We start from the raw sequence: 12,948 nt of genomic DNA on the forward strand, positions 1-12,948 counted from the left end.
TTACGCTTCCTGATTTTTTAAAGATGACAGCCCAATCGTGGGCAACAGATCGGCAAAGTGCGTTAAAACGCGATCCGGATGACTCGTGGCAATAGATTCGCCATAGTTATATCCGTAGGTCAGCCCTACGCAAGGGCAACCGGCGGCCTGAGCGGCCATAATGTCATTGCGGGAATCTCCGACAAACAGCAATTCGCTGGCGCGCAGCCCCAGTTTTCCCAGCATCAGATACAGCGGAGCCGGGTGAGGTTTCTTCTCGACAACATCATCCCCACCAATAACCAGTGAGAAATAATCTGCGATACCTAAAGAAGCCAGCAGCGGCGCGACAAACGGCGTCGGTTTGTTGGTAATCAGCCCCATCGGCAGACCGGAGGCGGCTAACTGTGCCAACGTGTCTTTTACCTGAGGAAACAATTGGCTACCGCGCTCAACTGTCTGGGCGTAGTAGCCATCAAAGAGTACGCGAGTGCGCTGGCAAATCTCATCCTGAGGCTCTACGCCAGCCCAACGCAGCGCGCGCTCAACTAAGACGTCGGCACCGTTGCCTATCCAGGTGGAAACTCGCTCCAAACCTGCTTTAGGCAACCCCTGATGCTCTAATGCCATATCCATCGCGCTGGCCAAGCCCGGCGCACTGTCAACTAAAGTGCCGTCCAGATCAAAAGCCAGCCCGCGTATAGAGTTAAATTCAGTCATGAGCCGCCATCGCCAGCTCGCTGCGCATTGCGTCAATCACCGCAGCGTAATCAGATTTACCGAAAATAGCCGAACCGGCAACAAACATGTCTGCACCTGCGGCGGCGATTTCACGAATATTATCGACCTTCACGCCGCCATCGACTTCCAGACGAATGTCATAACCGCTGGCATCGATACGTTGGCGCACTTGACGCAGTTTATTCAAGGTTTCAGGAATAAACGACTGACCGCCGAAGCCTGGGTTTACGGACATCAGCAAAATCACATCCAGTTTATCCATGACATAATCGAGGTAGCTCAAAGGCGTTGCAGGGTTAAATACCAAACCGGCCTTACAGCCGTGGTCTTTAATCAGTTGCAGAGTGCGATCGATGTGTTCGCTGGCTTCAGGATGGAAAGAAATATAGCTGGCGCCCGCTTTGGCAAAATCTGGAACGATGCGATCAACAGGTTTAACCATCAGATGCACGTCAATCGGCGCGGTAATACCATAATCACGCAGCGCCTGGCACACCATGGGACCCATCGTCAGATTGGGAACGTAATGGTTATCCATCACGTCAAAATGAACCACATCAGCGCCCGCAGCAATCACCTTCGCGGTATCTTCACCTAACCGGGCAAAATCTGCCGACAGAATGGACGGGGCAATCAAAAACTTTTTCATCCGCTTCTCCAAACTTTTTATCTGCCCCACAAAGCTCACATAGGCTTCGGGAAGCACGAGGGTTTGTATCCTTACCAGGCGGGAAATCCCACTTAGCTGTACAGCGCCAAAAGCTCGTTCACTTTGCTACGACCAAGAATATTACGGCTGATAGTGCGGCGCGCTTTCACCACATGTAATGACGCCTGATGATACCAATCTCGCGTCAATTCAGTATCGTGATTAGAAATAAGCACTGGAATCCGGTTTTCAGATGAAAGCTGATAAGCCAGACGAGCCAGATTTTTTTGATCTGCAATGCCAAAGTTATTGGTGTGGTACGCCGTAAAGTTCGCCGTTGCAGATAGCGGCGCGTAAGGCGGATCGCAATAAACAACGGAGCCGGAAGCTGCTTTTAGCAAGGTTTCCTGATAGTGCTCGCAGACAAAAACCGCATTTTTAGATTTTTCCGCGAACCAATACAACTCGGCCTCAGGGAAATACGGTTTTTTGTAACGCCCGAAAGGTACGTTGAACTCACCGCTCAAATTATAACGACACAGACCGTTATAACAATGACGATTCAGATAGAGGAACAACAATGCGCGCCGGTAAGGATCTTCACAGGCATTAAACTCATGCCGAATCAGGTAAAACTGATCGGAATTGTTGTACTCATCGGTAAATAAAAGACGAGAGTCACGCACAAAATCATCCGTGCGTAACTTCACTATGTTGTAGAGGTTGATTAGGTCGCTGTTGATATCGGCCAAAATATACGATTCATACTCAGTGTTCAAAAACACTGAACCCGCACCTACGAATGGCTCAATCAAGCAGTCTCCCGCTGGCAGATGGCGTCGAATGTCATCAACCAGCGGATATTTCCCACCAGCCCATTTTAAAAAAGCGCGGTTTTTCTTCATGCCGTCAGTTAGCTACTTAATAATTCAGAGCCGCAGATTGTACTCTGTTTCAGACAGCACATCAGCGCACAAATAAAAATGATTTATTTTTTCAGGTCTTGCTGCACTTGGTGCACAGGTTTGACCCACGGTTTTTTCGCCTGAACGTCGGCTGGCAAACTCGAAATCGCCTTCTTCGCTTCCGCTGAAGTAGCATAATTTCCACTGACCAACACGTACCAAGGCTTACCATCACGTTTAGTTTCGTAAACCTGATAGTGAGTTAATTTTTGCTGTTTCGCATAGGCATTCAGCGTATCGGAACGAGAGGCGCTGCTTAACTGTAAGGTAAAGTGGCTACCTGGCGCGTTCTTCAATGCCCCACCGCTGCTGGCTGGTGCTGCAGTATTTTTGGCCGCTGTACTACCAGTACCCGCTGCTTGGGTATTTTTATGCGCATTAGCCACAGGTTTAGCGGCAGTTTTCTGCGCGGGACGCGTGGTGTTATCACGTACTGCTGGCGTTTTGATCTCTTTTGAAGAAGATACGGTAGCCGGTGCCGTTGGCAACGTCGATGTCAGCGCGCCATTCATATTCTGTGAAACCGAATCCACCTGCCCCTGCTGCTGAGACAGTGCATCAGACATGTTTCCCGGTAAATCAACGCGCTGGGTTGGCGCATTACCATTCGCCATTGGCTGTGCTTCAGTAGGGGTGGATGAAACCGGCGGAGCCGTCAACTCTTGCGGCTGGCCACTATTCTGTACGCCGTTGCCGTCATGACCATCGCTGGTGTTGCTCGCCGTACCCGGCTGAGCGCCACTGCCGTTGGTCAGTGAAGAGGAATCAGAAAGATTGATATCTCTGGCCGCAACGTTAGGATTCTGCTGAGAAGCTTCATGCTGCGTTGGCGCTTTTAACGCGGAACCGATAGCAATGATGATCAACAGCAACACCAAAATACCAATACCAATCATCAAATGCTGGCGTGAGAGAGCAATTTTGGGGCCGTTCGAAGTCTTGCGCGAACGCGTAGGACGGCGATCGCTGGTATCAGGCTTCAGATCGTCTTCCGGTTTTAACTCATCCATCTAAACCCTCCAACTCGAGGCAAAAGCCTACCGTTGCATACAGCGACGGTCCGGCAGATTAAGTTGACTGACAACAAAGAGACCAGAACGGGCCTTTGCGAAGAATATGATGTTTATAGCATACAACATCATAATACTTATGCCATTTACCCTGCCAGACACTCGGCAATAGAAGCAAGGACTATCTCGTGAGAGATGCCGCCGCGTACCTCTGATTTGCCAATAGCAGTAGGCAGTACCAGCCGGAGTTCACCCGCCAATACTTTTTTATCGCGCATCATGTGCGGCAGATAAGATTCTGGTGTCATCTCCTGCGGGCCGCTGACCGGTAAACCGGCACGAACCAACAGTCGTTTAATTCGTTCAATATCACTGGAAGAGAACTGCCCGATTAATCGGGCGGTTTCCGCAGCCATAACCATACCTGCGGCAACGGCTTCGCCGTGCAACCACACTCCGTAGCCCATTTCGGCTTCGATAGCATGGCCATAAGTATGACCTAAATTGAGTAGCGCACGCAGCCCATTCTCTTCTCGCTCATCGGCAGCAACCACTTCGGCTTTCAGCTCGCAGCAGCGGCGGATGCAGTAACCCAGCGCATCCATATCCAGCGCCAGCAACGCGTCGATGTTGTTTTCCAGCCAGACAAAGAATTCGGAATCAAGAATGATGCCATATTTGATCACTTCGGCCAGGCCAGAAGCAAGTTCACGAGATGGCAGGGTTTTCAGGCAATCGAGATCAACAATGACCGAAGCGGGTTGGTAAAACGCTCCGATCATGTTTTTGCCTAACGGGTGATTAACCGCAGTTTTTCCGCCCACAGATGAATCCACCTGAGAGAGAAGTGTGGTAGGGACTTGAATAAAGCGGACGCCACGCTGATAACAGGCAGCGGCAAAACCGGTCAGGTCGCCTACTACACCACCGCCTAAAGCAATAAGCGTAGTATCACGACCGTGCGGTTTTTCCAGAAGGGCAGAAAATACCTGCTCCAGAACGCTGAGAGATTTATACTGCTCGCCATCAGGCAGAATCACCTGATCAACTCGAATACCGCCTTCCTCCAGCACTGCCCGGATAGAATCCAGATAGAGAGGAGCAAGCGTTTGGTTGGTAACCAGCATTACCTGATCACCCGCCTTCAGCGGTTTAAAAGAGGCCGGATCGTTAAACAATCCTGCGGCTATCGTAATAGGGTAGCTACGCTCCCCTAACGTGACAGTAATCTTCTCCATGTCGCGCTCAGTGACCTTCTTAACGTAACTTAACTGACACCCGAAGGCATAAGTAGAATGCTAAAATCAATTACTTTCCAGCATGTTGATGATCTGGTTAGCAACAACTTTCGCGCTTTGATCGTCAGTGCGGATGGTGACATCTGCAATTTCTTCGTACAGCGGATTACGTTCTTTTGCCAGTGCTTCAAGCACTTCACGTGGAGGCGCATCAACCTGTAACAACGGACGTTTTTTGTCGCGTTGAGTACGAGCCAGTTGCTTCTCGATCGTGGTTTCCAGGTACACCACAACGCCACGGGCTGACAAACGGTTACGGGTTTCCTTAGACTTCACAGAACCCCCACCGGTCGCCAGAACAATGCCCTGTTTTTCCGTTAGTTCATTAATAACTTTTTCTTCGCGATCGCGGAAACCTTCTTCGCCTTCCACGTCGAATACCCAGCCCACGTCAGCTCCGGTACGTCGCTCAATTTCTTGATCGGAGTCGAAGAACTCCATATTGAGTTGCTGAGCTAACTGACGACCAATAGTGCTTTTGCCGGCACCCATAGGCCCAACCAGAAAGATATTGCGTTTCTCTGCCATGTTTTTGGTATTACTAAGACTATTCGTTAATGATAACCCGCCCCGCCAATCACACCAGCGGCGGGACCTAAACTGAAACCTCATAAGCGATAGTGCGAGATCAGACGGAAAATTATCTCAGCACTTCTGGTAGTTTGGCAACCGAATAAATCGTTGTACACGTCGTGGGAGGGAAACCATACGTTTTTATCGGCGTATCAACGTTACTTAAAACCTCGGAGCTCAATTCGGTAACCCTTGTAAGCTAAATACGTCGCAGCGTCAAACTTAGAAGTCCCCAATCACACAAAAAGTTGTAGATCATCATCAAGAATAGACTCTTTTTATCTATTGCCTACCCAAGTGCGCTAAGTGTTAATTAATCGGGGTGTGATGAAAATGACCAACTCCCGCCTGCTCTGCGCGTTGGCATCCTGTTTAAACAAATTGCCCAGCAGAGGGATATTGGACAAAACCGGCACTTTATTTGCACCCTGAGTATTTTTTTGCTGAAAGATACCACCCAGAACAATCGTCTCACCGTCATGAACGGTAATTTGCGTTTTAATTTCCTGTTTATCGATCGCCAGTGCCTCACCTTCACCGCGTTTAATCGCCATTCCGGGCATATTCTGGCTAATTTTTAATTTCAGGGTAATTTTTCCCGCAGCCAAAATTCTCGGCGTGACCTCCATTCCCAATACGGCTTCCTTAAATTCAATAGTGGTTCCCCCGTTTTTGCCATTGGTGACATGATAAGGAATATCGGTACCTTGTTTGATGCTGGCGGTTTGCTGGTGAGAAGTCATCAGCCGCGGGCTGGCAATGATTTCCACCTGATTTTCTTGCTCCAAAGCGCTTAGCTCCAAATCCAACAGGCGGCCACTAATACGCGCCACGTGAAACCCGGCGGTCAACGCGCTGTTTTGAATAGGTAAACCGACGTTAAAATTATTTATTTTGAGTGGGGCACTTTGCCCTTCACTGGCAGGTAGCCCCCAGCGAACACCCAGTTCATGCAGGCTTTCACTGCCGATGGTGACGATATGGGCAGCAAGTTGCACCTGCTGTAGTGGCGAATCCAATTCTGCCAGCCAAGATTTCATAACTTCTATCGATTCTGCGGTATCACGAATCAGCAATCTATTGGTACGTTTATCCGCCATTACCCGCCCCTGATCGGACAGTAATCCGCCCTGCCCGTTGTTCAGGCTGGCGGCAACATCTTCTACGTTGGCATGCTGCAAAATATGCGAATAATTGCTGAGTAAATCAGGTTGCACTGCTTTTCTGGCCTTAGCCGCAGCTTCATCAACCATTAACCTTTCTGAAGCTTCCTGTCTGGTCATCACCAACAGGACATTCCCTTCCTGTTCGGCAACCAGATTACCCATGCGCATGACGGTTTTTAACGCCTGCGACCATGGAACGTTTTCCAAACGTAAACTCAGGCTACCGCCGACGCTGGCGGACGTCACCAGATTCATATATTGATAATCGGCTAAGGCTTGCAATATGACGGATACCGGGGTCTGTTGAAATGTCAGAGACACCGAGGGTTCACGAGCTTCACTGCGTGTTAATAAGCAGAGGATAAATAGCAGAGATAGCCCCGCCCAACGCAAAAATGTTATTAAATACAACGTGGTTAAATACAATATTGGTAAACACATAGGCAAACATCCTTTTAATACCGTTGTTTCATCCTTTATTACCCGGTTCCATTAGAAACCAGGATACCGGCGGTGACATCATCTTGCAGGAACCGTCCATTCCGCTGTAACTCATATTGATTTGCCGCAGCCCTATGTGCGTTACGCGCCAGTGACTCTGAATAAATTCGCCTTCAGCCAAACGACGCCATTCGCCATCCGACTTTTCCAACCAGACACGATATTCACCCGGTGCGCCGACTATCCCTCGCAGCGACCATTGGCTCATAGCAGCATCAGCACGCTCTCGGCAGGAAAGCGTGATGACCGGTTGGAACGGATTACGGAGTGGAACAAACTCAGAAGTGGCTCGACTGACCGCCATCATCGATGCCATTACCATCACCGACGCTATTAATAGTAAGTTTTTCTGACCGTTCCTTGTCATTCTCATCCTCCTCGTACTGCCCTCTTAACCTCAGTCTGAGGTTTAATCCCGACGCTTCCGCAGTAATATGTAAATGCTCTATCAAAAAGGGGGGATAAAGAGCGTTGAGGCTCCCCAGCAAGTGAATGGCTCCAGAGTAATCCATACTGAGAAGCCCCTCCCATTGCGATACTCCTACCTTATTTTTGTTTTTTACCTCTAACTGTTGCCATCGTAATACCTGGCCACCGGTTGCAACCACCCACTCCCCAATATGGCTGATTAAAGATTTAGTCGGGTTTTCAGCCGTTTTTAGTTGCTGATACAAATGCCACGCTTCGCGCTGCTGTCCAAGCTGATCCAGCGTGGGCATCTGGGCGATGTCCTGTTGCCGCTGCGCCAGAGAAATTCGTTGCGTTTCAATGTGTTCCCTTTCGTTGACTCTGAGCAACAGCTCCGGTCTGATGAGCACGGCGTAGCACGTAAAACCGATAAATAAGGTTGTAATGATTAGCCAGAGATAAAGCACCCCGCCCGATTGACTCATCCAGCGTAGATAATAATTATTCATCGACCAGACTCCCCGAAATCCAGCGAACCTTGATCGCAAAACCCCCATTGTTTTCTCGCTGCTGTATATCGTGAACCTGCGCGTTATCCCAATGGTTTGCGGTTTTCTCCTTTGTCTCCGTTAATTTTTCATATAGCTGACCAATTGCTGGATAGTCACGACAGATGGCATCAAAATCCGTCGTTTTTTGGTCATGTACTAATTGTGTGATCCAACAATCTGTCGGCATGGATTGAGACAGAGTATTCAACAACACAAGATAATGCTGAGTTCGGCGGGAGATTTGCCTATCGCGATGGTGATGTTCTTTGAGTTTTTGCAACTCAGTCACCCGTTTTTGAATTCGTTGATGCAACGAGTCCAGCGCTGATTGACGATGGGATAATTTGCCGATCTCCGCCCCACGCTCAACCCTTTCATAACGCAACAAAAAAGTAATACATGCCAATATCAAGGCTGTCATCGCTAAATGTCCTATCAGCAAATTTCGCCATAAACGATAGCGTGCCTGTTGTCGGCTAACGCGCCAGGGCAAAAAGTTAACTTGATACATCGGTGTCCTCCGGGCGAATAGCCAACCCTCCCGCTAAAGCAAAAGCTCCGGGCAAAATAGGAAGTGGCGGCTGTTGCTGTCTAAAAGCAATAAAAGGAGACCAGGGAAGCGTATTCTCAGGGATAGGTTCATCGCCAATACTGCTGTAATAAACACCGAAAGCTGGCTCACCGGTTGGCGGGTTCAACCGATGTAATTCCGTCAAAATAGCCTTGGTATCGCTTCCCTCCTGCGCCGTAATCAAACCATAGCGAAAAGGCATATCCGCAGAGGTAGTCCATAGCCATTCCCGCTCAATACGGTGAAGTAGTAGATGTCGAGGCGGTAATTTGGCGGCTACGGCCATATAACGAAGCGCGCAGGGTGAAATATCAATCGCATCAGGCATGAAGTTTGCCTGCTGCAGGCAATCCTGCCAGCGAGAAATATCCTGCTGGCGAGCCGCAGTGATTAACAGCTGCCGTTCATCGGCGCTATTTGTGCGGTAATCCAACGCCAGAGTTTGGCCACTCAAAGGAAACTGCCGAGCGGCGGCGTTATAAATAAACTGGCTGCGCTCAGGTTCTCTCAGCCGTTTATCCGGGCGAGGAAAGCTTTGCTGTAATATGCGCTGAACCGGCAAGGCAATACGTAAAGAAATATGTCTTGGTAATTGCCGGCGTAAATGCGAAAGCAACTCGCTCAACGCCTCTAAATGTTGTAAATTCCCATTCAGTAAAACGCCGTCCGGTAATGGCTGTTGCCACCAATGGCGCAGTTGCCAGCCATATCGTCGCCTCAATACCGCTAACGCCCGGACGCAGTTCATTTGAATATCCAGCCCAACCTGCCATATTTTCTGTGCGCACATCTTCATCGACCTCCATATCGAGAGAGCATAAAAGAACGTATCCACGGTGCATGGCTTGCCTTTATACTACGGCGCGGTTGTTTATAAACTGCCCAAATGACATTGAATGGGAAATCTCAGGTGAAGTTCGTAAAGTATTTTTTGATCCTTACGGTGTGTTGCATTTTACTGGGAGCAGCCTCGATATTTGGCCTGTACAAATATATTGAGCCTCAGCTACCCGACGTTGCCACGCTGAAAGACGTCCGGTTACAAACACCTATGCTGGTGTATAGCGCCGATGGCGAATTGATCGCCCAATTTGGTGAGAAACGCCGAATTCCGCTGTCTTTAAAGCAAATTCCGCCTGAAATGGTGCACGCCTTTATTGCGACGGAAGATAGCCGTTTCTATGAGCACCACGGCGTTGATCCGGTCGGTATATTGCGTGCCGCATCCATCGCTTTAGTTTCTGGCCGCGCCTCTCAGGGAGCCAGTACCATCACCCAGCAGCTGGCGAGAAACTTCTTCCTTAGCCCGGAACGGACTTTGATGCGTAAAATCAAAGAGGCCTTTCTGGCAGTGCGTATTGAGCAGTTACTGACTAAGGATGAAATTCTTGAACTGTATCTGAACAAAATTTATCTTGGTTACCGCGCCTATGGCGTTGGTGCTGCGGCGCAGGTATATTTTGGCAAAGAAATTAATCAGTTAACTCTGAGCGAAATTGCCATGATCGCCGGTTTGCCGAAGGCGCCGTCGACCTTTAACCCGCTTTATTCGCACGATCGTGCCGTATCGCGTCGTAATGTTGTGTTATCCCGAATGCTGGATGAAAAATACATTACTCAGGCGCAATACGATCAGGCACGCAGTGAACCTCTAGTCGCTCATTATCATGCGCCAGAAATCGCCTTCTCAGCGCCTTATCTGGCTGAAATGGTGCGTCAGGAAATGATCAAACGTTATGGCGAGAATGCCTATACCGATGGTTATCAGGTTTACACCACTATCACCAAAAAACTCCAGTTAGCCGCTGTGGATTCTCTACGAGCCAACGTTTTGGCCTATGACATGCGCCACGGTTATCGCGGCCCGTCAAACGTACTGTGGAAAGTGGGTGAAGCCGCCTGGACGCAGCAACAGATTGTCGATTCTTTAAAAACTCTGCCGGTTTACGGCCCGCTGCGCCCTGCGGTTGTGACTCAGACGACGGCTGAACAGGCGACAGCTATATTAGCCGACGGCAGCAGCGTCACGTTGCCAATGGCCGGGATGCGTTGGGCGCGGGCGTTTAAATCCGATACGGCTCAAGGCCCTACGCCGAAACGCGTGACTGATGTAGTACAAGCTGGACAACAAATCTGGGTGCGTCAGGTCGGCGATATCTGGTGGCTGGCGCAGGTGCCGGACGTGAACTCCGCATTGGTTTCAATCGACCCCAATAACGGTGCAATTAAAGCGTTGGTTGGCGGTTTTGACTTTAACCAAAGCAAGTTTAACCGTGCAACTCAGGCATTGCGTCAGGTTGGTTCGAATATCAAACCTTTCCTGTATACCGCTGCGATGGATAAAGGCTTAACGCTGGCGACCATTCTCAACGATTTGCCGATTACTCGTTGGGATGCCGGTGCAGGCACTGACTGGCGGCCGAAAAACTCCCCGCCGAGCTACGATGGTCCAATCCGCTTACGTCAAGGCTTAGGTCAATCGAAAAACGTCGTTATGGTGCGAGCCATGCGCGCCATGGGCGTCGATTATGCTGCGGAATATCTGCAACGCTTCGGTTTCCCTGCGCAGAATATCGTACATTCCGAGTCGCTCGCGCTGGGTTCCGCGTCCTTTACTCCATTGCAGGTCGCGCGCGGTTACGCGGTGATGGCAAACGGTGGTTATTTGGTTGACCCTTACTTCATCACTAAAATCACCGATGAAGCCAATAATGTCCTGTTCGAAGCCAAACCGAAGATTGTGTGCAATGATTGCAATTTGCCTGTTATTTACGGCGATACGCAGCGTTCTGTGGTGCTTTCTGACGACAACGTAGAGAACGTGGCAACCTCGCAGAATAATACCGCAAGCACCGTTCCGATGCCGGAGCTAGAGCAGGTTTCGCCGTCTCAGGTTAAACAAGATAGCGATCAGCAGTATGCACCGCACGTTATCAGCACTCCGCTGGCGTTCCTGATTAAAGATGCGATGAATACCAACATCTTCGGCGAGCCAGGTTGGATGGGAACCGGCTGGCGCGCGGGCCGCGATCTGAAACGACACGATATTGGCGGTAAAACTGGTACTACCAACAGCTCGAAAGATGCCTGGTTCTCTGGTTATGGCCCGGATACCGTAACGTCAGTGTGGATCGGCTTTGATGACCATCGACGTAACCTCGGCCGCAGTACCGCTTCTGGCGCTATTCCAGACCAGATCGCCGGCGGTGAAGGTGGAGCGAAAACCGCTCAGCCTGCGTGGAATGATTTCATGAAAGTCGCTCTGGAAGGTATCCCTGAACAGAAAACAACGCCGCCTCCGGGCGTGGTTACCGTGGTGATCGATAAACGTACCGGCAAGCTGTCTGACGGCGGTTCGGGTAGCCGACCTGAGTACTTTATCGAAGGAACGCAGCCGACGGAACACGCGGTTCAGGAAGTGGGTACGACGCTCATGGACAACGGCCAGAGTCAGGAATTGTTCTAGTTGGGAGCCGCGCTAGCCGGAAACAGTTTTAACGGTATTCGCGAATAAAAAACCGGCCAGTCTTCAGGATTGGCCGGTTTTTTTTATCATTCCAAAAGAGAAAGTTAACGTGAGAGAGTCGAATTAAAGAAGGCCTGAGCGAGGAATAACGCGCTCACATTACGCGCCTCATTAAAATCAGGATCTTTCAGCAACGCCATCATATTCGCAATCGGCCAGCGCACCTGCGGCAAAGGTTCTGGCTCATCCCCTTCCAGACTTTGCGGGTACAAATCTCGTGCGACGACAATATTCATTTTGCTGGAAAAGTAAGATGGGGCCATCGTCAGCTTGGTCAGATAATCAAAACGCTTGGCACCAAAGCCAACTTCTTCCATCAATTCACGGTTCGCCGCATCCAGAACTTCTTCTCCCGGATCGATTAACCCTTTAGGGAACCCCAGCTCATAGGATTCAATTCCCACGGCATATTCGCGAATCAGCAACAGATCTTCGCCGATAATCGGCACGATCATAACCGCTTCGCGATTGGAGGGGCGCATTCGTTCGTAAAGACGACGGACGCCGTTACTAAACTCAAGATCGACCGCCTCTACGTTAAATAAGCGGGAGCGGGCAACCGTTTCGACATTAAGAATTTTAGGTTTTTGCAGGTGTTTCATGATAGCCCCGAATGAATAATTCACCTCTAATATGACGTTTTATTAGGGCGTACCAGCCTGCCAAAATGTGCTTCAGGCCAATCTTTTCCTGTCCAGAATAATGCTAACGTCTTGGGTGCAGGGATAGTTTTAAAACTTGATCACATTGTGCGTTAATGAGAACCTTTATCGCAACGCCGTTAGATATAATTTACCCGTTTTTAACATGACAATCGGTTTAGTCAAAATTTAGTCGGTTAGAAACTGGCCTATTTAGGCAGCAAGAACGTTAAAGTATGAAGATGAAAATAGGAATATGCTGATATTACCCGCGTATTACCCCTGTTATCTTTGTCGCCTAACAGGCAGTTGAAGAGCCCCTACACCAGATCATATCGCTGAGCAGAATGCCGCTATACCCGCTCACGA

The 12,948-nt window shown here is 49.6% G+C and carries 13 protein-coding genes; 1 reads left to right on the forward strand and 12 read right to left on the reverse strand.

Annotated elements, in window-relative coordinates; genetic code table 11:
• From ACQ4OC_RS13310 to pilM, 11 genes are all read right to left on the reverse strand, one after another.
• Complete coding sequence (locus tag ACQ4OC_RS13310; protein WP_064515640.1) at positions 1 to 699, reverse strand: phosphoglycolate phosphatase; 699 nt, start codon at positions 697 to 699, stop codon at positions 1 to 3.
• Positions 692 to 1,369 (reverse strand): ribulose-phosphate 3-epimerase, encoded by a 678-nt coding sequence (rpe, locus tag ACQ4OC_RS13315; RefSeq protein ID WP_064515641.1) that lies wholly within the window; start codon positions 1,367 to 1,369, stop codon positions 692 to 694. The genes ACQ4OC_RS13310 and rpe overlap by 8 nt, the downstream gene beginning before the upstream one ends.
• Positions 1,370 to 1,461: 92 nt before the next feature.
• A complete protein-coding gene (gene dam, locus ACQ4OC_RS13320) occupies positions 1,462 to 2,274 on the reverse strand; it encodes an adenine-specific DNA-methyltransferase (RefSeq protein ID WP_064515643.1) in 813 nt (270 codons plus the stop codon).
• Between the two features lie 83 nt (positions 2,275 to 2,357).
• The gene (locus tag ACQ4OC_RS13325) at positions 2,358 to 3,344 is read right to left on the reverse strand and encodes an SPOR domain-containing protein (RefSeq protein WP_430971231.1); all 987 of its coding nucleotides are present in this window, start codon (positions 3,342 to 3,344) and stop codon (positions 2,358 to 2,360) included.
• 146 nt (positions 3,345 to 3,490) lie between these two features.
• Entirely contained in the window at positions 3,491 to 4,582 is a 1,092-nt protein-coding gene (aroB, locus tag ACQ4OC_RS13330; protein WP_430971232.1) for a 3-dehydroquinate synthase, read from the reverse strand.
• 66 nt (positions 4,583 to 4,648) lie between these two features.
• Positions 4,649 to 5,170, reverse strand: a complete 522-nt coding sequence (aroK, locus tag ACQ4OC_RS13335) for a shikimate kinase AroK (protein ID WP_004718471.1) — start codon at positions 5,168 to 5,170, stop codon at positions 4,649 to 4,651.
• Positions 5,171 to 5,517: 347 nt separating this feature from the next.
• Entirely contained in the window at positions 5,518 to 6,822 is a 1,305-nt protein-coding gene (gene hofQ, locus ACQ4OC_RS13340) for a DNA uptake porin HofQ (RefSeq protein ID WP_430971233.1), read from the reverse strand.
• A 28-nt stretch (positions 6,823 to 6,850) separates the two neighbouring features.
• Positions 6,851 to 7,198 (reverse strand): DNA utilization family protein, encoded by a 348-nt coding sequence (locus ACQ4OC_RS13345; RefSeq protein ID WP_158513763.1) that lies wholly within the window; start codon positions 7,196 to 7,198, stop codon positions 6,851 to 6,853.
• Positions 7,161 to 7,799, reverse strand: a complete 639-nt coding sequence (locus ACQ4OC_RS13350) for a hypothetical protein (RefSeq protein WP_162975146.1) — start codon at positions 7,797 to 7,799, stop codon at positions 7,161 to 7,163. Before ACQ4OC_RS13350 ends, ACQ4OC_RS13345 begins: the two co-directional genes overlap by 38 nt.
• Entirely contained in the window at positions 7,792 to 8,262 is a 471-nt protein-coding gene (locus tag ACQ4OC_RS13355) for a hypothetical protein (protein WP_162975145.1), read from the reverse strand. The genes ACQ4OC_RS13350 and ACQ4OC_RS13355 overlap by 8 nt, the downstream gene beginning before the upstream one ends.
• Positions 8,263 to 8,338: 76 nt before the next feature.
• A complete protein-coding gene (pilM, locus tag ACQ4OC_RS13360; RefSeq protein ID WP_084414328.1) occupies positions 8,339 to 9,208 on the reverse strand; it encodes a type IV pilus biogenesis protein PilM in 870 nt (289 codons plus the stop codon).
• 114 nt (positions 9,209 to 9,322) lie between these two features.
• On the opposite strand from pilM, the gene mrcA reads away from it, so the two are divergent.
• Complete coding sequence (gene mrcA / locus ACQ4OC_RS13365) at positions 9,323 to 11,878, forward strand: peptidoglycan glycosyltransferase/peptidoglycan DD-transpeptidase MrcA (RefSeq protein WP_064518400.1); 2,556 nt, start codon at positions 9,323 to 9,325, stop codon at positions 11,876 to 11,878.
• A gap of 104 nt (positions 11,879 to 11,982) precedes the next feature.
• Here the strand turns inward: mrcA and nudE are convergent, their stop codons facing one another.
• The gene (nudE, locus tag ACQ4OC_RS13370; RefSeq protein WP_179207946.1) at positions 11,983 to 12,540 is read right to left on the reverse strand and encodes an ADP compounds hydrolase NudE; all 558 of its coding nucleotides are present in this window, start codon (positions 12,538 to 12,540) and stop codon (positions 11,983 to 11,985) included.
• Positions 12,541 to 12,948: the final 408 nt, after the last annotated feature.

The sequence above is a fragment of the Yersinia sp. J1 genome, assembly GCF_050586585.1.
GTDB classification, from domain to species: Bacteria; Pseudomonadota; Gammaproteobacteria; order Enterobacterales; family Enterobacteriaceae; genus Yersinia; species Yersinia entomophaga.

What these genes read in the sequence shown, in the direction of transcription:
- ACQ4OC_RS13310 (WP_064515640.1), bottom strand. Translation starts at nt 699, where the DNA reads ATGACTGAATTTAACTCTATACGCGGGCTGGCTTTTGATCTGGACGGC.
- rpe (WP_064515641.1), bottom strand. Translation starts at nt 1,369, where the DNA reads ATGAAAAAGTTTTTGATTGCCCCGTCCATTCTGTCGGCAGATTTTGCC.
- dam (WP_064515643.1), bottom strand. Translation starts at nt 2,274, where the DNA reads ATGAAGAAAAACCGCGCTTTTTTAAAATGGGCTGGTGGGAAATATCCG.
- ACQ4OC_RS13325 (WP_430971231.1), bottom strand. Translation starts at nt 3,344, where the DNA reads ATGGATGAGTTAAAACCGGAAGACGATCTGAAGCCTGATACCAGCGAT.
- aroB (WP_430971232.1), bottom strand. Translation starts at nt 4,582, where the DNA reads ATGGAGAAGATTACTGTCACGTTAGGGGAGCGTAGCTACCCTATTACG.
- aroK (WP_004718471.1), bottom strand. Translation starts at nt 5,170, where the DNA reads ATGGCAGAGAAACGCAATATCTTTCTGGTTGGGCCTATGGGTGCCGGC.
- hofQ (WP_430971233.1), bottom strand. Translation starts at nt 6,822, where the DNA reads ATGTGTTTACCAATATTGTATTTAACCACGTTGTATTTAATAACATTT.
- ACQ4OC_RS13345 (WP_158513763.1), bottom strand. Translation starts at nt 7,198, where the DNA reads ATGGCATCGATGATGGCGGTCAGTCGAGCCACTTCTGAGTTTGTTCCA.
- ACQ4OC_RS13350 (WP_162975146.1), bottom strand. Translation starts at nt 7,799, where the DNA reads ATGAATAATTATTATCTACGCTGGATGAGTCAATCGGGCGGGGTGCTT.
- ACQ4OC_RS13355 (WP_162975145.1), bottom strand. Translation starts at nt 8,262, where the DNA reads ATGACAGCCTTGATATTGGCATGTATTACTTTTTTGTTGCGTTATGAA.
- pilM (WP_084414328.1), bottom strand. Translation starts at nt 9,208, where the DNA reads ATGAAGATGTGCGCACAGAAAATATGGCAGGTTGGGCTGGATATTCAA.
- nudE (WP_179207946.1), bottom strand. Translation starts at nt 12,540, where the DNA reads ATGAAACACCTGCAAAAACCTAAAATTCTTAATGTCGAAACGGTTGCC.